The following is a 17,117-nucleotide window of genomic DNA, read 5'->3' on the forward strand; positions in this document are numbered from 1 at the left end:
CGAATGCTGTTCCGCCACCGAGGAACGGAAGCACCGTCGCCGCAAATACGACAACGACGACGACAACGGTACGGCGAATGTGCCCCAGCATGTGGCTCCCTCGGTTGGCCAGTGCACGCTGCACCCCGTGGGTGAACACCAACCCGCCCGCCGAAGAACCGATGGCGAACAAACACCCGGGGCGACCGTCCACGGATTGTCGGCCGCCCGTTCTGGGATAGGAATACGAGGCGTACGCGCACTTCCCGCCACCACCCGAAAGGACGACCACCTTGCGCCCCCCGCTTCGGGCCGTCGCCCTGTTGGCCGCGACCGCCGCGCTCCTCGCCGCCTGCGACTCCGGCGACGACTGGTCACGACCGCGTCCCGCGCCCACCGCCGTCGGTTCGCTCGGTCCGGGGTTCGTCGACCCCTCGACGCCGCCCGCCCCGGAGGCGACCATCACGCCGCGGCCCGGATCGTGGGCCGACGTCCACCCGTCGAAGGGCTACCGGGTGGTACTGCTGACCGCCGGCTCGGACGCTCCGACGAAGGCCCTCGTGACGGCGGTGCGGGACTGGGCCGACGACGAGCACGTCGACCTGAGGACTGTCGTCGTCGACAACGCGCACGACGCCGTTCCCAGCATCAGCAAGGCCATGGAGATGGGTCCGGACCTCATCGTCAGCGCGGGCAACGAACTCATCGACGCCCTCGCGCTGGTCACCCCGAACCACCTGGACGAGAAGTTCCTGGTGGTCGGCGCCGAACTGGCCGAGCCCACCCACAACGTCACAGCCGTCGACTGGGACGGAGCCTCGTACCGTGGCGAAGGACTCGGCATGTCCTCGTCGTACGACGCGGGCTCGTTCACGGCCGAGCGCTGCGCGGCCGCCGTCAGGGCGGGCGTGGCGGCTGTGCTCAACGACCTGACCGGGATCGTCGTCTGGCTCTGACGCCGGCGCGGCCAATCGGTCGATGACGATGTTATCGATAACGTTCGCCCTTCCCGACGTGCGCGACCGCCGCCCCAGCCGTCTGACGCGACACCTCGGACGACTGCTCTGAGCTGCCCGAACGGCCGTACGGTTGCGTCCGTCCGCCGTCAAGGCATCGAGGTTGATGGTTTGGGAGCGCTCCCGTAACATGGCCGACGCGGCTGTTAACGCTCACCTAACAATGATCCCCACGAATGTGGAGGCCGCCGTCCCGTCAGGAGGGTGCTTGATGACCATATTCAGACCGACCAATGTCGGCCTCGTCTCGGCCGGTGTTGCGTTGCTGGCGTCGGCCACAGTCGTCGTGGCGATGCCGGCCGGTGCCGCCGCCGCGGGTTGCTCGGTGAACTATGCCGTGTCGTCGCAGTGGCAGGGTGGCTTCGGCGCCAGCGTGACCGTCACGAACCTGGGCGATCCGTTGAGCAGTTGGGCACTGACGTGGTCGTACGGCGCCGGGCAGACGGTCACACAGTCGTGGAACACGGCCTTGACGCAGAGCGGTGTCGCGGTGACCGCGCGCAACGTGAGCTACAACGGGTCGGTCGCTACCAACGGCACCGTGTCGTTCGGCTTCAACGGGTCGTGGACGAGCAGCAACCCGGACCCGACGAGCTTCGCCCTGAACGGCGTGACCTGCACTGGTGGGACCACGCCGACGCCACCGGTGACCGACACGCCCGCACCGCCGACGAGCCCTCCGCCCACCAGCGCGCCGCCCACGACCCCACCCCCAACGACGCCACCGCCCACGACGCCGCCGCCCACCACGTGTGATCTGCCGTCGTCGTACCGGTGGTCGTCGACCGGCGCCCTGGCGCAGCCCAAGTCCGGCTGGGTGTCGCTGAAGGACTTCACCGTCGCCCCGTACAACGGCCGGCAACTGGTCTACGCCACGACCCACGACTTCGGCACCCGGTGGGGCTCGATGAACTTCGGCCTGTTCACCAACTGGTCGGACATGGCCTCGGCCAGCCAGAACACGATGAACAGCGGCACCGTGGCACCCACCCTGTTCTACTTCGCCCCCCGCAACATCTGGGTCCTGGCCTACCAGTGGGGCGGTACGGCGTTCTCCTACCGCACCTCCACCGACCCCACCAACCCCAACGGCTGGTCCGCCGCGCAGACCCTGTTCACCGGCAGCATCTCCGGCTCCGGCACCGGCCCCATCGACCAGACCCTCATCGCCGACAGCACCAACATGTACCTGTTCTTCGCCGGCGACAACGGCAAGATCTACCGCGCCAGCATGCCGATCGGGAACTTCCCCGGCAGCTTCGGCAGCAACTACACCACCATCATGAGCGACTCCACCAACAACTTGTTCGAAGCCGTGCAGGTCTACAAGCTCCAGGGCCAGAACCGCTACCTCATGCTCGTCGAGGCCATCGGCTCCCAGGGCCGCTACTTCCGCTCCTTCACCGCCACCAGCCTCGGCGGCACCTGGACCCCCCAGGCCGCCACCGAGAGCAACCCCTTCGCCGGCAAGGCCAACAGCGGCGCCACCTGGACCAACGACATCAGCCACGGCGAGCTGATCCGCACCAGCGCCGACCAGACCTTCACCGTCGACCCCTGCAACCTGCAACTGCTCTACCAGGGCCGATCCCCGTCCTCCAACGGCGTCGACTACGGCCTCCTGCCGTACCGCCCGGCCTGCTCACGCTGCGCCGCTGACGCTCTGCACCGCACGCCCTCGGGCGGGTTCGGCACGATGCCGAACCCGCCCCGGGTCGCGTTCCGGGCCGAACGTCCCCCCGGCAACCCGACGATCGGGTAGGTGCCGGCGCTACCGCTGGTCGCCGTCGAGGTAGCGCAGCACCGCGGTGACCCGGCGGTCGGCACGGTCGTCCGGCGGGAGTTGGAGCTTCGCGAAGATGCTCCGGATGTGCTTGTGCACCGCGCCGTCGGTGACGAACAGCCGCTCGGCGATCGCCGTGTTGCCGAGCCCTTCGGCCATCAGCCCCAGCACCTCACGCTCGCGCGGCGACAACTCCGCCAGCGCCGTGTCCGGCCGGCGGTTGCGGGCGAGCAACTGCGCCACCACCTCCGGATCGATCACGCTGCCGCCGTCGGCGACGCGACGCAGCGCGGCGAGGAACTCCTCGACCCGGCCCACCCGCTCCTTCAGCAGATAACCGAGCCCGGCGGCGCCGACCGAGAACAGTTCGGTGGCGAACGCCTGCTCCACGTACGCCGACAGGACCAGCACCGCGAGGCCGGGCCGACGCCGCCGGGCCTCCACCGCGGCCACGATGCCCTCGTCGGTGTGGGTCGGCGGCATCCGGACGTCCACGATCGCCACATCCGGCGCGTGCTCGTCGACCGCGACCAGGAACTCTCCCGGCGTGCCCGCCGTGGCGACCACGTCCAGCTCCTCGGCCCGCAACAGCAGCGCCAAGCCCTCCCGCAACAGCGGGTCGTCCTCGGCGATCACGATCCGCATGGCAGCTCCACGTGCATTCTCGTCGGCCCTCCCGATGGGCTGGTCAGTGTCATCCGCCCGTCGTACGCCTCGACCCGCCGGCGGATGCCGGTGAGCCCGGAGCCGCGTGCCTCGTCGGCGTCGCCGCGCCCGTCGTCCTCGACGGTGATCAGCAGCCGGTCGTGCTCGCGACGCACGGCGACGTCCACCCGGCTCGCCCCGCTGTGCCGGACCACGTTCGTCAGCGCCTCGGCCACCACGAAGTACGCGGTGGCCTCCACCGACGCCGCACAGCGGACGGTCACGGCCACCGCGAGCCGACACGGCACCGCACAACTGCTGGCCAGGCCCGCCAGCGCCCCGGCAAGGCCCCGGTCGTCAAGCACGGGCGGCAGGATGCCGCGCACCACAGTGCGCAGTTCGCCGAGCGCCTGTTCCGCCGCGTCCTGCGCCTGCCCGAGGATCTCGTCGGCCCGGTCCGGGTCGCGCCGTACCGCCCGGCGTGCGGCCCCCAGCAGCACGTTCACCGCTACCAGCCGATTCTGCGTACCGTCGTGCAGCGACCGTTCGATGCGGCGCAACTCCACGGCGTGGGCGTCCAGCGCCGCGGCCCGGGTGGCGGTCAGCGTGGCCACCCGCAGCGACAGGTCGACCCCCGGTGGCGGCGGCAGCAGCCACCGGCCGGGCCAGGACTGGAAGCGGGCAAGCGCCGGCCCGAACCCGATCGCGGCGAGCAGCCAGCCCACCCCGAGCACACCGACCACGAGCGCCTCGGAGAGCCCGTCGATGCGCCACCAGAAGAACCCCGGTGCGCCGTCCTCGGGCCGGACAAGTCGGTACCACAGCGGGAACGTGATGTCCTGGAGGGCGTAGAGCGGCAGGGCGAGGCCGACCAGGCCGGACACCAGGCCGGTGATCGAGTGGAGCGTGACCCAGCCGACCTCCCGGCGGACGAACGGGTCGCGCAGGGCGTCCCGCAGCTCCTCCGGCACCGGGCCGGGAGTCGGGATCGGCGTGCCCCGACGGGACAGCCGGGCGCGCTCCCGGTCGGCCACCGAGCGCACCGCCCGCAACGCGCCGGGTGCCAGCCGCAGACCCACCCCGACCAGGCAGGTCATTGCCACGACCACCGCCCAGAACAGCGCGCCCAACGCCAGCAGCGCGGTGCCCAGCCCGCCGACGAGGTGTTCGACGGCGTCGACCGAGGCGCGGACCCGACCCCGCACGTACGCCATCTCGGCCCACCTCCCGGGCCAACATAGGCCACCGCGAGCAGGGCCGGCAGCGCCGTCGACGGAAAGTACAGCCTGCTGTACCACAGTCGTCGAGCTGGCGGGATCGGTGCGCCGGGGTCGCCCGCCTAGCGTCGATGGTGTCGTCGAACGGCCACCGAGGGAGACAGTCATGACCGACCCGTACCGCAGCACCGAGGCCCCGGCCGCCGCTCCGGAACGGCCCGGCGGCCTGCTACGCCCGCTGCTGTGGCTGGTGCTCTTCGTCAGCGCGGCGACCAACGCCGTGTTCTCGACAGTCGTGGACAACCCGTGGATCGGCTCGGTGTTCGGCCTGGTCGCGGTGCTCTGCGCGGCGGCGCTGATCGTCCACCACCGTCGCAACCGCTGACGCCGCCGCGCCGACGGGACGGCCCGCTTACCGCTTCGCGGCCCAGAAGACGTACACCGCGCCGTAGGGCACGGCCGCCGTCTGGCCGTCGACGCAGGCGCCCGCCGGGGCGACGCCGCCCGAGGTGAACAGACGACTGACGTACGCGACGTTGCCGAGAACGCCGCTGCCGGCGTGGGTGTCCACGGTCAGCAGCAGCTCGGGGATCGTCCCCGGGCGCGTGCTCTCCGCCGTCTTCTTCGCCGTGATCAGCGAGCCGTCGCGCTCGGACTGCCAACTCGGACCCTTGAAGTGGTGGACCCGGCCACCGGTGCCGATCAGTTGGGCCTCCGGCACGGACGCGCCGGTGAACACGCCATCTGCACACGTGTAGGTCTGCGTTCCGCGAGTCACGACGTACGCGCCGACCGGGCGGGACCCCGCCGGCGGCTTGATCGCCGAGGCGATGCGCGGGATGTCGACCCGGGCGTTGGCGCCCATGGTGGCACCCTCGGCGACCTCGGCTGCGGACGCCTGCCCGGTCACCGGGCCGATCGCCGCCAGGACACCGGCCATCCCGATGACCGCAAGCGCTCGGACCCGGGAGCGAGACGTGCTGATCATGTGATTCCTCCGATCGAGGCAGGCGCATCCGCGCCCACGTGAGTCCTCACGGAAAGAAAACGCATCCCGATCAATTTCGCGCCGAATTTGACCGATCGTTCACCCCCTGGGCGGCCCGGATCGGGCACCTCCGGCGGGCCGCCGTGCCCGTCGGGCATGCCATCGTCGGCGGACCGTCACCTTGCGGCGGCCGGAGCGGTCAGCGCTCGGTGGCGCTGACCGCCATGCGCTGGGTGCCGAGCACCGAGAGCAGGCGCAGGGCCTCCGCGGAGGGTGAGCCCGGCACCGCGGTGTGGATGACGAGCCGCTGGTCGCGGTCGGCGATGTCGAGGACGTCGCAGTTCACGGTCACCGGCCCGACCAGCGGGTGCTGGAACGTCTTGATCAGGGTGCGCTCGTCGTCGACGTCGTGCGACTCCCACAGGTCGCGGAACCGTTGGCTACCCGCGAGCAGGTCACCGACCAGCGCCGCCACCTCGGGGTCGTCCGGGTAGCGGGCGGCGGTGGCCCGGAGTCGCCGGGCCGAGCTGCGGGTGAACTCCTCGACGTCGGACACCCCGTACAGCACCCGGCCGTCCGGGTGCGGGCCGAGGAAGGCCAGGCGGACGAGGTTGCGGTCGCGTCGGGGCAGCGCCGAGAAGTCCTCCATCAACGCCGCCGCGAGATCGTTCCAGGCGATCACCTCGTAGCTGGCCGACGTCACGTGGGCGGCCGCCTGGGGTAACCGCTCGATCAGGTCGAGGATGCTCTGCCGCACCTCGCGCGGCGGCCCGGCGGGTGGGGCCGGCGGCCGGCCGGCCAGGTGGTGCAGGTGGTCGCGCTCGGCGTCGGAGAGACGCAGCGCGCGGGCCAGGCCGGCCAGCACCTCGGGCGAGGGATGCGGGGCGCGGGCCTGTTCGAGCCGGGTGTAGTACTCGATGGAGATGAACGCCAGCCGGGACACCTCCTCGCGGCGCAGCCCGGGCGTGCGGCGCCTGGTGCCGGCCGGCAGGCCCACCTCGGCGGGGGTGATCCGCTCGCGCCGGCTGCGCAGGAAAAGCGCCAACTCCTGTCGGTTCACCAGTCAAGTGTGCGCCGCCGGACGGGCTCAGCCAGGTATCGACGATGCCTGGCTACGGCCCGGACGCCGGACGCAGGCTGGCCACATGACACCACTGCTCAACGACAAGGTCGCGTTCGTCAGCGGGGCGGGACGGGGCATCGGCGCGGCGGCGGCCCGGCTCTTCGCCCGCGAGGGCGCGCGCGTGCTGCTGGCGGCGCGGACGGAATCCCAGCTCAGGGCCGTCACCGACGAGATCCGGGCGGCCGGCGGCACGGCCGAACACGTGCGGTGCGACCTGGCCGAACCGGACAGCGTCCGGGCGGCGATCGACCGGGCCGTCGCCCTCTACGGGCGACTCGACGTGGCCTTCAACAACGGCGCGACCATCACCCCTCCGGGGCCGGTCGACCGGGTGAGCCTTGCCGACTTCGACCGGCTCTACCAGGTCAACCTGCGGGGCGTGTGGCTCGCCATGGTCGCCCAGGTCGCGGCGATCCGGGCCACCGCCGGCCAGGGGGCGATCGTGAACAACTCAAGCGTCGGCAGTCTCACGGGCAATCCGGCGCTGCCCGCGTACGGGGCCATGAAACGTGCGGTGAACAGCCTGACCGAGTCGGCGGCGATCACCTTCGCGCCGGAGGGCATCCGGGTCAACGCGATCGCTCCCGGCAACACCCGTACCGAGATGATCGCCAGTTGGCAGGAGAACTCACCCGGTCTGGTGGAGCGCCTGATCGCGGCCACGCCGCTGGGGCGCCAGGCCGAGCCCGAGGAGATCGCCGAGTCGGCCGCGTGGCTTCTCAGCGACCGTTCGTCGTTCGTGACAGGTGTCGTGCTCCGCGTCGACGGCGGAGCGCGAGCCTAGGACCTCGCTCACGACGGGCACGGCCGGACCATTGATCGGATCATCACCACTTGTTCAATAGATGCTGACAAATTTCCGCAAGTCTTGGCGACATGGCTATCACCAAGCGACGCCTCCTCGCCACGACAGTCGTGGCCGGGCTTGCTCTGCTCGCCGCGTGGGCACCGGCACGCGCCGCGGAACCCTCCCCGACACCCACCGCCACCGCACCCAACATCATCTTCGTTCTCGTGGACGACCTCGCGTGGAACCTCGTGCAGTACCTCCCGCAGGTGCGACAACTGCAGAGCGAGGGCGCCACCTTCACCAACTACACGGTGACCGACTCGCTGTGCTGCCCGTCCCGCTCGTCGATCCTGACCGGCCAGTTCCCCCACGACACAGGTGTGTTCACCAACGGCGGCGACGACGGCGGGTTCGCGGTCTTCAAGGGCCGGGGCAACGAGAACCGGACCTTCGCGACGGTGTTGCAGGGCAAGGGCTACCGGACCGGCTTCCTGGGCAAGTACCTCAACGGCTACCTGCCGGCGGACACGCAGGGAGGTGCGCTGCCGTACGTCCCGCCCGGCTGGTCGGAGTGGTACGTGGCCGGCAACGGGTACCCGGAGTACAACTACGACCTCAACGAGAACCACACGGTCGTCCACTACGGCAGCCAGCCGGCCGACTATCTGACAAACGTCCTGTCCCGCAAGGGCAAGGACTTCATCCAGCGCTCGGCGGCCGCCAACACGCCCTTCCTGCTGGAGGTCTCCACCTTCGCTCCGCACAGTCCGTTCACCCCGGCCAACCAGGACCTCGACGACTTCCCCGGGCTCACCGCCCCGCGCACCGCGGCGTACGACCGACTGCCCACCAACCCGCCCTCCTGGCTGGCCGGCAACGGACCGCTCACCGCGCAGGAGAAGAGCACCCTGGACACGAACTTCCGCAAGCGCGCCCAGTCCGTGCAGGCTGTCGACCGACTGATCGGCAACCTGCGCGCCCAGCTCACGACCAGCGGCATCGCCGACAACACCTATGTCGTGTTCAGCTCCGACAACGGCTTCCACATGGGCGAGTACCGGTTGACAGGCGGCAAGCAGACAGCCTTCGACACCGATGTGCGAGTGCCGCTCGTCGTCGCCGGGCCGGGCGTCGTTCCCGGATCGCAGCGCGCCGAGATCGTGCAGAACATCGACCTGGCACCGACCTTCCAGCGCATCGGCGCCGCCGACGTCGGCACGCACGTCGACGGGCGCAACCTGCTTCCTCTCGCGCAGGGCGAGGCGGCACCGAGCTGGCGTACCGGGGCGCTGATCGAGCACCACGGTCCCAACCAGGCCGCCGACGATCCCGACGCCCAGGACCGCCGCAACGGCAGCCCGATCACCTACGAGGCGCTGCGGACCGCGACCTACACCTACGTCGAGTACTCCAACGGCGAGCGGGAGTACTACGACCGGACCGTCGACCCGCACCAGCTCGACAACATCGCGGCCGGGCTCTCGGCCACGCGACGGGCCGCGCTGCACGACGCCCTCGCGGCGTACGTCGCCTGCCACAGCCACTCGGCGTGCTGGACGGCCGGTCACGTGCCCGCGTGACGACGGACTCGGCGGGGCCGCTCGTCCGACGAGCGGCCCCGCTGTCACGCTGCGCGCGGGCTTGTCGGCGAACCGACGTCACCGCGCAAACGAGGACCGCGACCGGGGCGGGGCCCAGCGGTCGGCGCGGTAGCGGCCCGGCGTCGTTCCGATGATCGCGCGGAACGCCGCGATGAAGCCGCTGGGGTTGGCCCATCCGCAGGCGTGGGCGGTCTGGGTGGTGTCCCGGCCGTCGGCCAGCAGCACGAGTGCGTGGTAGACGCGTAGCTGCGTGCGCCACTCGTAGAAGGTCATGCCGAGTTCGGTGTGGAACAGTCGGCTGAGCGTACGAGGGCTCGCTCCGATCGTCCTCCCGAGCTCGGCCAGCGTGGCGTTGTCGGCAGGCGTCTCGTAGAGCATCCGGGCGACGGCCCGCAGGCGGTCGTCGCGCGGCTCCGGCAGGTGCAGTGGCTGTTCGTGTGCTTCACGGAGTTCGTCGACGAGCACGCGGAGCAGACGAACGCGCGCGGGGCGGCGGTAGCCGGGCGTCGCGTCGTCGTAGTTGCCGGGGCCGGTCAGGGCGAGCAGGACCTCGCGGGCGAGGCCCGAGGCCAGGAACACGGCGGGGCGTTCCGGCAGGAGCCGGGCGTGGGAAGGCGCGAGAAACACGATCCGCATGTCGGTGTCGCCGTGCGCCCGGTGGTCGTGCGTGAACCCGGCGGGCGTCCAGGCGACCCGGTTGGCCGGGACGATCGACGTGCCGCGCTCCGTGTGCACGGCCAGGATGCCGCTGGCCGCGTACACCAGGTGGCCCCGGGCGTGCGTCTGCGCGGCGCTCGTTCCCCCGGAGGCCCAGAGGTGGCGGCCGCCCGACGGCCAGATGTGCGACGTCACTTCGGCGGCCGGACGAGCTTGGCGGGGAACGGGCATCCGCTGGCTTCCTGTCGGTAGTAAGCCACTCCCTGACCCGGCGACACTACCTCCGTGCGGTGCTTGTCGGCCGCTTACCGGCCGCGCAGAGCATCCGACCGGCATCGGGGTGACGCCTCGACGCCGAGGCTGGAGAGAGGAAGAGACACATGACGACGTACGTGCTCGTGCCTGGCGCCTGGAAGGGTTCCTGGTCGTTCGAGGCGGTGGTCCCGCTGCTGGAGCAAGCCGGTCACACGGTGCACGCCCTGACCCTGACCGGTCTGCGACCGGACGACGACGACGCGACGGTCGCGACAGCCAACCTCGACACGCATGCCGACGCCGTGGTGCGGCTTCTCAATCGCGCCCACGTCACCGACGCGACGCTCGTCGGCCACAGCTACGCCGGGATGGTGATCACCGCCGCCGCGGACCGCGCCGACGGCCGGATCTCACGACTGGTGCATCTCGACGCCTACGTGCCGCGCGATGGCGAGTCGTGCTGGTCGGCGACGAACGAGCACTTCCGGAAGGTGTTCGCCGCCGGCGCGACGGACACCGGTTACTCCGTCCGCCCCCCGGCCGGCGGCGATCCCCGCCGCCGCCCCCATCCCCTCGCCTCGTTCCTGCAGACGATCCGGCTCACCGGCGTCGCGGCCCAGGTCCCGCGACGCGAGTTCGTCTACTGCTCGGGATGGGAGGACCGGACGCCGTTCGCCGCGCTCCGCGCCCGACTCGACGCCGATCCCGAGTGGCAGGTCCACGACCTTCCCACCGGCCACGACGCCATGCACGAGGCCCCGGAGGCGGTCGCCGCGCTGTTGCTCGACCCGGCGCCCGCACGCGCCGACGCACTCCACCACGGTCCGATCTCGACGGTGTGCCGGCGATGACCGATGTCCATGGGCGGGCAGGCCGAGAGCAGGGCCGCCGGTAGGGTGGGACGCGGCACACCTGGGGGAGGAAACGTGATCAAGCGCTGGGGATCTGCCGGGCTGGCACTCGCGCTCGCCCTGCTGGCGGCCGGGTGCGGCGACGATCCGTCGCTGACCGGGACGTGGATCATGGCGGACAACCAGTCCCGCACGATGACGGTGCGCGACGACGGTTCCGTGTCGGCGAACATCGACGTCCCCTGCACCGGCACCACGAAGGACCAGGGCGACCGCGAGTACCGGCTCGAGCTGGACTGCGGCATCACCAAGATCTCGGCCGACGGCGTCCTGAGCACCGACGGCAGCACCCTCACCGTCAAGGACCCGAGCACCGGTCAGGACGCGGTCTGGAACCGCAAGTGATCCACCGGGGAAGCCGCGCCTCGGACGGCCCGTGAACGGCGGGCGGTAGTCGACCCACGGGGGCTGCGGCGCCTCGATAACGCGCGATACGGTCCCAGGCGTGCCGCCCGGCGGTCCTGACGTCGCCGGCACGGCATGTCACTTCACACGGTTGCGGCGGAGGCGGACACGTGGCGGTTACGGAGGTCGCGGGCGGCGTTGTGCAGCTCCTGACGGCGATCATGGAGTACCGGCGGTTCCTGGCCGAGCAGCAGCAGCAGCAATTACTCCAGCAGCGTGCGGTGACCGAGCGGCAGCTCGAGTTCGCCCAGGCCGTCGGCGACCGGCAATTCGACGTACGCAGTGAGCTGGCCGAGCAGGCTGCCCACCTCGACCCGCACCGCACCCGGGAAGTGCACGACCAACTGCACGCGCAGTACCGCGAGGACGCGGCGACCTGGACCCGCGCGGCGGACCCGCAGTGGTGGCAGAAGGCCACGAACGCCGACATCGCCGAGGTGTGGCGCGCCTCCACCGCCTGGCAGTCCGTCGACCCGGCCGCCGACATGGCGCGTCGGGCCGCAGGTGAACGACTCGCCGAGACTGGCGTGCGGGTGCCGGCCCCGGGCGGGCGTACCCACACGGGCGACGCGCTGTCCCGGGCCGTGCGCGGCGCCGCGGAACGGCAGGGGCACACCGCCGGGCCCCGCGCGGCGACTTCGGCGGCGGAGCGCGGCGCGACCGACGGCCGTGGGCCCGCCGACCGTTCGTCGCAGCAGCGGGAGGCCGAGGGCAGACGGGCCGCTGCCGACGCCGACGCGACAGGGCATCGGGCGGCGGCGGCCGACGACAGGCACCTCGCCGGTGCGTGGCACGACGTCCGGCTGGACGCCGAACAGGGGCTCGCGTCCGGTACCGACGTGCCCGCCCACGCCGAGGCGCACGCGGATCACGCCTACGCGCGGGAGCAGGACTTCACCGCCGAGGCGACGCATCACGACCAGCTGGCCGACGCGGCCGGGCAGACGGCGGCTGTCGCCGGCCAGGCAGCGGTGCCGGGCCAGGCCGCCCCGACCGGCGCCCCCGCGCCGGGAACCGCGGAGGGCAGGGGCGCGCAGGCCGCGGCCAAGGCATACCCCCGACCGACACGCAGCGCGGTGGGCCGCGGTGCGGACCGTTCGACCGCTGCACGGAGCGCGACGGGCCGGGGGCGGGTGCAGCCGCAACGGGTGCCTACCCGGGCGCCGCAGTCAGCCATCCGCTGAGCTGCTGCGCCGGCGGTCAGCCGCCCAGCGGAGCTCCGACACCCGCCATGAACGCGACGGGGTCCACCGAGTTGCCGAAGGTCAGGCTCCGGCCAGGAGCGACGCCGCGGTGCACCTCGTAGTGCAGGTGCGGCCCGGAGGAGTTCCCGGAACTGCCGCTGAGGCCGAGGACCTCACCGGCTGCGACCTTCTGCCCGACCCGCACGAAGGGCTGTTGGATCATGTGGCAGTAGCGGGTGGCGATGTTGCCGGCGTGACGGACGTCGACGTACCAGCCACATCCGCCGAGGCCGGGGTAGCCGTCGGTGTCGCAGCCGTGCCACTCCGGGGCGTTGCACTTGCTCGTCGACACCACGCCGGCGGCAGCGGCCCGGATGGGCGTCTTCTTCCCGGCGCCGAGGTCGACGCCGGCATGCCTGTGGTCGCCCCGGTCCTGGCCCCACGGTGCGACCACGCCGGCCCGTACCGGCTGCACCCAGCCGCCCGGACCGACCGGGACGGGTTCGAAGGCGCCGGGCCCGCAGGGTGCGCCGGGTGCTCCCCCGCCCAGTTCGTCGATGCTGCCGACCTTGAGGATGGTGGCGGCCAGGGCGTTGGCGTCCTTCTCCCACTTCTGGTAGGCCTCGGGAGTGCCGGAGTTCTGCACCGCCTGGGCGGCGTCGGTCAGCCGCATGTCCTCCCAGCCATCGACCTTCAGCAGCGACGAGTAGAACTTGCCGGCGGCGTACCGGGGGTCGGTCAGTTGTGCCACAGTTCCCCAACCCTGACTGGGGCGCTGCTGAAAGAGGCCCACGGAGTCGCGGTCCCCGTAGTTGATGTTGTTCAGCGTGGACTCCTGCATGGCGGTGGCCAGGGCGATCACCAGGCCACGGGCCGGTACCTTCATCTCCTGGCCGACCGCGACGATGATCGCGGCGTTCGCGACCTGACTCTCGTCCCACTTGGTGGTGCCCTTGCCGCCCGGAGAGGGCACCGACACGGGGACCGGGCCGCACGGCGAGGCGCTGGCCGCGCCGCCCATCAGGAACAGCGGCAGACCGATGAGGCATCCAGCCAGCATCAGGGTGATCGCGACGACCGCGCCGACCACACCTGTCGTCTTCTTGTCGGTCACTGCTTGGCCCGTTTGAAGTCGTTGCCGGTGACCAGCCAGCGGCCCTTGACATCGGCGACGCTCACCAGCAGCGTCCCGCGGTCCGTGGGGATCGCGAACTGCCCGCCGCCGTCGCGGACGGGGTAGGTCGCCCTGGGTCGGCCGGTGACGCGGGACGCGGGCAGGTTGGCCGGATCGACGGTGCGCAACTGCTCGGCGAACCGTGGGACACACAACGGCGTGACGCCTTCGAGCCAGCGTGCCGCGTCGAGCCCCGGGCGGGCCCACGCGGTGGCGAAGGCGGCCGCGGCGGGCGCCGCCTTGGCGACCGGCGCGGTGGGGCCCTCGTCGTCCTCGTCGTCGCGGCCGAGGGGCTCCGGTGGTGTGGCGCCGGCGACCGTACCGCCGACGGTCGGCGAGGGGCCCGCGTTCTGCGGCACCTCGCTGCCGGCCGGCGCGGACCGGAAACAGCCGGACAGCATCGCGAGCAGCACCGGTATCGCGACAGTGGAAACCGCCGCCCGTACGGCGAGTCCATATTGCACGGATCCGCCTTTTTCCTTATTCATAGCCGATTACCCCCGTGCTGACCGCTTGCTTCGTATCCACTGTGAACCGTCTGGCCGGAGTACGGCTCCGCACGTCACGATGTGGATTCACCATATCGATAGGCGTGCAGCCGGGTGCTACTGTCTGCCGCGAAGTTACGTCAGGTACGGGGGAAATCACATGCTCGGTCGAGCGCAGGGCGATTCTTGACGTGCCCTCGGTCAATGCGCAGATTCGTACGCGGTACGACACCCTGCCAGGTCTCTCCGCCGTACCGGTGCCGCCGCAGGCTGTTGCCAACGGGTGGCCTCCGGTGTGGTGGGTCGGCTGCCACGGCGGTAGCGGTGCCACCACGCTTGCGACGTTGACCCAGATCGGCTACGACTACGGGCCGGTGTGGCCACAGTTGCCGCAGAACTCTCCGATGATCAATGTCGTCCTGGTCTGCCGAGCCAGTGCCGCGGGAACGCTGGCGGCGGCCGGCGCGGTGGAGCAGTGGCGGCGGCGAGCCATCCCGGTGCACGCCCAGGTGCGGGGGGTCGTCGCGGTCGCCGCGTCGCCGCGCCGACCGCCCAAGATCGTCAACGAGCGTCTGCAGCTGCTGGCTGGCTGGGCACCGAGTGTCTGGCGCGTCGGCTGGCAGGAAGTTCTGCTGGCCGCCGACAAGCCCAACGATCTGGGCGTCCCCCCACCCGACATCGCCGCGCTACGCGATTCCATCGTGGAAGCTGTCTCGATCTAGGAGAAGGATTCATGTCGTTGTTGCTGCATCTGCACGACGCGGTCACAAGCGTGCAGGACGCTGCGACCGGTATCATCGCCGCACCGAACCCGGGCAACGTCGCGCCTCCCGGCTCGGACAAGATCCTGACGATCCTCGGTTGGGTGAAGTGGCTCGTCACGGCCGTAGCCGTCGGGGGCGCCATGTTCATCGGCGCCAAGATGGCGATCGCTCACCGTCGGGGTGACGACACCAACACCTCGGCGCTGGGCTGGTGGCTGGCCGGTTGTGTGCTGCTCGGCGTGGGCCCTCAGTTGGTCGACGCGCTGACCTGAGCACGGCGATCACGGGGGAAGGACCGCCATGCGTTCGAAGAACTACCAGGCCGACTACGCCGAGGAACCGTCGCCGTGGACGCGGCCGGGCTTCGTGCTGGCCGCGGTGCTGCTGCTGGTGATCGTCGCACTCGGAGTCGTCGTCGCCGTGCAGTCCGGCGACGACGACAAACCCGACTCCGTGGCACCCACGGCGTCTGCGGAGAGTGCGGCACCGCAGCCGGAACCCACGGGCAAGCTGTCCACGGCGGTCCCGGTGACCGCACCGGCGGGCGTCACCTGGCAGGTCGTCCGTGGCACCGCGTTGCCGTTCAGCGATCGAGCCGGGCCCCGGGAGCACAGCGACAAGCAGGCCAAGGGCTTCGCACGTACGCCGGAGGGCGCGCTGATCGCCGCCGCGCAGCTGGTCAGCCGGGTGGGCGCCGCCGCCGGCCGGGCCTCCTGGGAACCGACCCTGACCCAGCAGTTCCTGCCCGGCGCCGACCGGGACACGCTGCAGGCGGCGCTCGCCGCGGAGCCGGAGCAACAGGCGCAACCGGGCGATCTCGCGCCGCTGGCGGGCTATCTGTACCTGACCTACACACCGGACACGGCGGTGATCGGGCTGGCGTACCGGTCGGTCAACGGCGCCACCGCACGGTGGTTCATCGTCACGACCACGCTTCAGTGGCGCGACGGTGACTGGAAGATGGTGGCGCCGCCCGGCGGCGCCTGGACGTCGTTGAGCCGCACCGTGACCGACCTGAACGGCGTCGTGGAATGGGGGGCCCGCTGATGTGCAATCCGATCACGCAGGCGGACTGCAGCCTCAAGGACGCGGCCGGGGACCTCATCGGCGGCGTCACCACCTCGTTCGCGGACTCCATGCTCGAGGGCCTCGCGAAGGCCATGGGCGAGACCGCGGCCTGGGCCCTGAAGACCCTGATAGCCGGCTGGATCGCGGTGCCGTCCCCGGTCCTCACCGGAGGAGCGGTCGATCGGCTGCGCGAGTACACCTACTGGATCACCGGCGCCGTCGCGGTGTTCTCACTACTCATCGCTGCTGGGCGAATCCTGTTGGAGCGCAACGCCAAGGCCGCCACCGACGCCGGGCGCGGCCTGCTGCAGCTGACGTTGATCAGCGCCGCGGGCGTACCGACTGTCGCGCTCCTCAGCGAGTTCGGCGACGGTTACTCCAAGTGGATCGTGGACGCCTCGACCGGCGGCGATCTCGGTGAACGCCTGGTGATGTTCGCGCCCGCCGCCGGCGTGGCCGCCTTCAACGGCCTCACGTCCATCGCGCTGATCGCCATCGCGTTCATGCTTCTGCTCATCTCGTTCGCGCAGATCCTGCTGAGCATCGGCATCGCCGCGATCAAGGTGCTGCTGTGCGGGCTGATGCCCCTGGCCGCGGCGGCGGCGATGACCGGCACCGGACGCGCCATGCTGGCGCGCTACATGAGCTGGCTGATGGCGGCGCTGCTCTACAAGCCGGCCGCGGCGACCGTGTACGCGGCCGCGTTCTGGATGATCGGTGACGGCAAGGACCTCACCACCGTGCTGACCGGCATCGTGCTGATGTGCATGGGCATCGTGGCGATGCCGGCGCTGCTCAAGTTGCTGGCCCCGGCGACCAGCCAGATCGCCATGGGCGGTGGCGGCGGAGGGGGCCTGGCGGCCTCCGGCGCCATCGCCAACGGCGCCATGCTGCTCAACTCCACCCGCGGTGGGGGCGGCGGTGGCGGCGGCAGCGGTGGCGGCGGGGGCGGACAGAGCGCTCCGGTGCGCCCCTCCGGCACCGGGCCCGGGCCCACTGCCGCACCGGCACCGTCCGGTGGCGGGCTGCCCGCCGGTGGGCCGGCGATGGCCGGAGGTGGCGGCGGTGC

At 71.4% G+C, this 17,117-nt stretch carries 18 protein-coding genes and 1 pseudogene; 12 read left to right on the top strand and 7 right to left on the bottom strand.

Going from position 1 to position 17,117, the window contains the following annotated elements:
• The first annotated feature begins 272 nt into the window (after positions 1–272).
• Positions 273–935, top strand: a complete 663-nt coding sequence (locus MILUP08_RS00080; protein ID WP_007453502.1) for a type 1 periplasmic-binding domain-containing protein — start codon at positions 273–275, stop codon at positions 933–935.
• 271 nt (positions 936–1,206) lie between these two features.
• Positions 1,207–2,654 (top strand): annotated as a pseudogene (locus tag MILUP08_RS00085) (non-reducing end alpha-L-arabinofuranosidase family hydrolase).
• 112 nt (positions 2,655–2,766) lie between these two features.
• Here MILUP08_RS00085 and MILUP08_RS00090 read toward each other — a convergent pair.
• The gene (locus MILUP08_RS00090; RefSeq protein ID WP_007453506.1) at positions 2,767–3,423 is read right to left on the bottom strand and encodes a response regulator transcription factor; all 657 of its coding nucleotides are present in this window, start codon (positions 3,421–3,423) and stop codon (positions 2,767–2,769) included.
• The gene (locus tag MILUP08_RS00095) at positions 3,411–4,637 is read right to left on the bottom strand and encodes a sensor histidine kinase (RefSeq protein ID WP_007453507.1); all 1,227 of its coding nucleotides are present in this window, start codon (positions 4,635–4,637) and stop codon (positions 3,411–3,413) included. Before MILUP08_RS00095 ends, MILUP08_RS00090 begins: the two co-directional genes overlap by 13 nt.
• Before the next feature lie 169 nt (positions 4,638–4,806).
• Here MILUP08_RS00095 and MILUP08_RS00100 point away from each other — a divergent pair, with 169 nt between their 5' ends.
• On the top strand, positions 4,807–5,025 hold the full coding sequence (locus MILUP08_RS00100) for a hypothetical protein (protein WP_007453509.1): 219 nt from the start codon (positions 4,807–4,809) through the stop codon (positions 5,023–5,025).
• 27 nt (positions 5,026–5,052) lie between these two features.
• On the opposite strand, the gene MILUP08_RS00105 is transcribed toward MILUP08_RS00100, so the two are convergent.
• Entirely contained in the window at positions 5,053–5,628 is a 576-nt protein-coding gene (locus MILUP08_RS00105; protein WP_007453511.1) for a DUF3455 domain-containing protein, read from the bottom strand.
• Positions 5,629–5,827: 199 nt separating this feature from the next.
• Entirely contained in the window at positions 5,828–6,688 is an 861-nt protein-coding gene (locus MILUP08_RS00110) for a helix-turn-helix transcriptional regulator (protein WP_007453512.1), read from the bottom strand.
• A gap of 85 nt (positions 6,689–6,773) precedes the next feature.
• Here MILUP08_RS00110 and MILUP08_RS00115 point away from each other — a divergent pair, with 85 nt between their 5' ends.
• Both MILUP08_RS00115 and MILUP08_RS00120 read left to right on the top strand, forming a co-directional pair.
• Entirely contained in the window at positions 6,774–7,535 is a 762-nt protein-coding gene (locus MILUP08_RS00115; protein ID WP_007453515.1) for an SDR family NAD(P)-dependent oxidoreductase, read from the top strand.
• A 92-nt stretch (positions 7,536–7,627) separates the two neighbouring features.
• Positions 7,628–9,121 (top strand): sulfatase family protein, encoded by a 1,494-nt coding sequence (locus tag MILUP08_RS00120; RefSeq protein WP_007453516.1) that lies wholly within the window; start codon positions 7,628–7,630, stop codon positions 9,119–9,121.
• Between the two features lie 78 nt (positions 9,122–9,199).
• On the opposite strand, the gene MILUP08_RS00125 is transcribed toward MILUP08_RS00120, so the two are convergent.
• Entirely contained in the window at positions 9,200–10,030 is an 831-nt protein-coding gene (locus MILUP08_RS00125) for an AraC family transcriptional regulator (protein WP_007453518.1), read from the bottom strand.
• A gap of 149 nt (positions 10,031–10,179) precedes the next feature.
• Here MILUP08_RS00125 and MILUP08_RS00130 point away from each other — a divergent pair, with 149 nt between their 5' ends.
• From MILUP08_RS00130 to MILUP08_RS00140, 3 genes are all read left to right on the top strand, one after another.
• Positions 10,180–10,905: an alpha/beta fold hydrolase gene (locus MILUP08_RS00130; protein ID WP_007453520.1), complete on the top strand. Its 726-nt coding sequence runs from the start codon at positions 10,180–10,182 to the stop codon at positions 10,903–10,905.
• A 75-nt stretch (positions 10,906–10,980) separates the two neighbouring features.
• A complete protein-coding gene (locus MILUP08_RS00135; RefSeq protein ID WP_007453522.1) occupies positions 10,981–11,310 on the top strand; it encodes a hypothetical protein in 330 nt (109 codons plus the stop codon).
• Positions 11,311–11,480: 170 nt separating this feature from the next.
• Positions 11,481–12,554, top strand: a complete 1,074-nt coding sequence (locus MILUP08_RS00140; RefSeq protein ID WP_007453524.1) for a hypothetical protein — start codon at positions 11,481–11,483, stop codon at positions 12,552–12,554.
• A gap of 16 nt (positions 12,555–12,570) precedes the next feature.
• Here MILUP08_RS00140 and MILUP08_RS00145 read toward each other — a convergent pair whose 3' ends face one another.
• Both MILUP08_RS00145 and MILUP08_RS00150 read right to left on the bottom strand, forming a co-directional pair.
• Positions 12,571–13,668 (bottom strand): M23 family metallopeptidase, encoded by a 1,098-nt coding sequence (locus MILUP08_RS00145; RefSeq protein WP_007453528.1) that lies wholly within the window; start codon positions 13,666–13,668, stop codon positions 12,571–12,573.
• Positions 13,665–14,192: a hypothetical protein gene (locus tag MILUP08_RS00150; protein WP_007453529.1), complete on the bottom strand. Its 528-nt coding sequence runs from the start codon at positions 14,190–14,192 to the stop codon at positions 13,665–13,667. Before MILUP08_RS00150 ends, MILUP08_RS00145 begins: the two co-directional genes overlap by 4 nt.
• A 368-nt stretch (positions 14,193–14,560) precedes the next feature.
• Here MILUP08_RS00150 and MILUP08_RS00155 point away from each other — a divergent pair, with 368 nt between their 5' ends.
• The 4 genes from MILUP08_RS00155 to MILUP08_RS35705 form a co-directional block, all read left to right on the top strand.
• Entirely contained in the window at positions 14,561–14,938 is a 378-nt protein-coding gene (locus MILUP08_RS00155) for a hypothetical protein (RefSeq protein WP_237747003.1), read from the top strand.
• An 11-nt stretch (positions 14,939–14,949) separates the two neighbouring features.
• Entirely contained in the window at positions 14,950–15,252 is a 303-nt protein-coding gene (locus MILUP08_RS00160) for a hypothetical protein (protein WP_007453533.1), read from the top strand.
• Between the two features lie 28 nt (positions 15,253–15,280).
• Complete coding sequence (locus MILUP08_RS00165; protein ID WP_007453535.1) at positions 15,281–16,027, top strand: DUF8175 domain-containg protein; 747 nt, start codon at positions 15,281–15,283, stop codon at positions 16,025–16,027.
• Positions 16,027–17,117: hypothetical protein (locus MILUP08_RS35705; RefSeq protein WP_167626019.1), on the top strand; the 1,091-nt coding region annotated here is incomplete at its 3' end. The genes MILUP08_RS00165 and MILUP08_RS35705, both read left to right, overlap by 1 nt.

The sequence above is a fragment of the Micromonospora lupini str. Lupac 08 genome, assembly GCF_000297395.2.
GTDB classification, from domain to species: domain Bacteria; phylum Actinomycetota; class Actinomycetes; order Mycobacteriales; family Micromonosporaceae; genus Micromonospora; species Micromonospora lupini.

Excerpts from the sequence above, each read along its gene's own strand:
- MILUP08_RS00090 (WP_007453506.1), bottom strand. The coding sequence starts at position 3,423 with ATGCGGATCGTGATCGCCGAGGACGACCCGCTGTTGCGGGAGGGCTTG.
- MILUP08_RS00095 (WP_007453507.1), bottom strand. The coding sequence starts at position 4,637 with ATGGCGTACGTGCGGGGTCGGGTCCGCGCCTCGGTCGACGCCGTCGAA.
- MILUP08_RS00100 (WP_007453509.1), top strand. The coding sequence starts at position 4,807 with ATGACCGACCCGTACCGCAGCACCGAGGCCCCGGCCGCCGCTCCGGAA.
- MILUP08_RS00105 (WP_007453511.1), bottom strand. The coding sequence starts at position 5,628 with ATGATCAGCACGTCTCGCTCCCGGGTCCGAGCGCTTGCGGTCATCGGG.
- MILUP08_RS00115 (WP_007453515.1), top strand. The coding sequence starts at position 6,774 with ATGACACCACTGCTCAACGACAAGGTCGCGTTCGTCAGCGGGGCGGGA.
- MILUP08_RS00120 (WP_007453516.1), top strand. The coding sequence starts at position 7,628 with ATGGCTATCACCAAGCGACGCCTCCTCGCCACGACAGTCGTGGCCGGG.
- MILUP08_RS00125 (WP_007453518.1), bottom strand. The coding sequence starts at position 10,030 with ATGCCCGTTCCCCGCCAAGCTCGTCCGGCCGCCGAAGTGACGTCGCAC.
- MILUP08_RS00130 (WP_007453520.1), top strand. The coding sequence starts at position 10,180 with ATGACGACGTACGTGCTCGTGCCTGGCGCCTGGAAGGGTTCCTGGTCG.
- MILUP08_RS00160 (WP_007453533.1), top strand. The coding sequence starts at position 14,950 with ATGTCGTTGTTGCTGCATCTGCACGACGCGGTCACAAGCGTGCAGGAC.
- MILUP08_RS00165 (WP_007453535.1), top strand. The coding sequence starts at position 15,281 with ATGCGTTCGAAGAACTACCAGGCCGACTACGCCGAGGAACCGTCGCCG.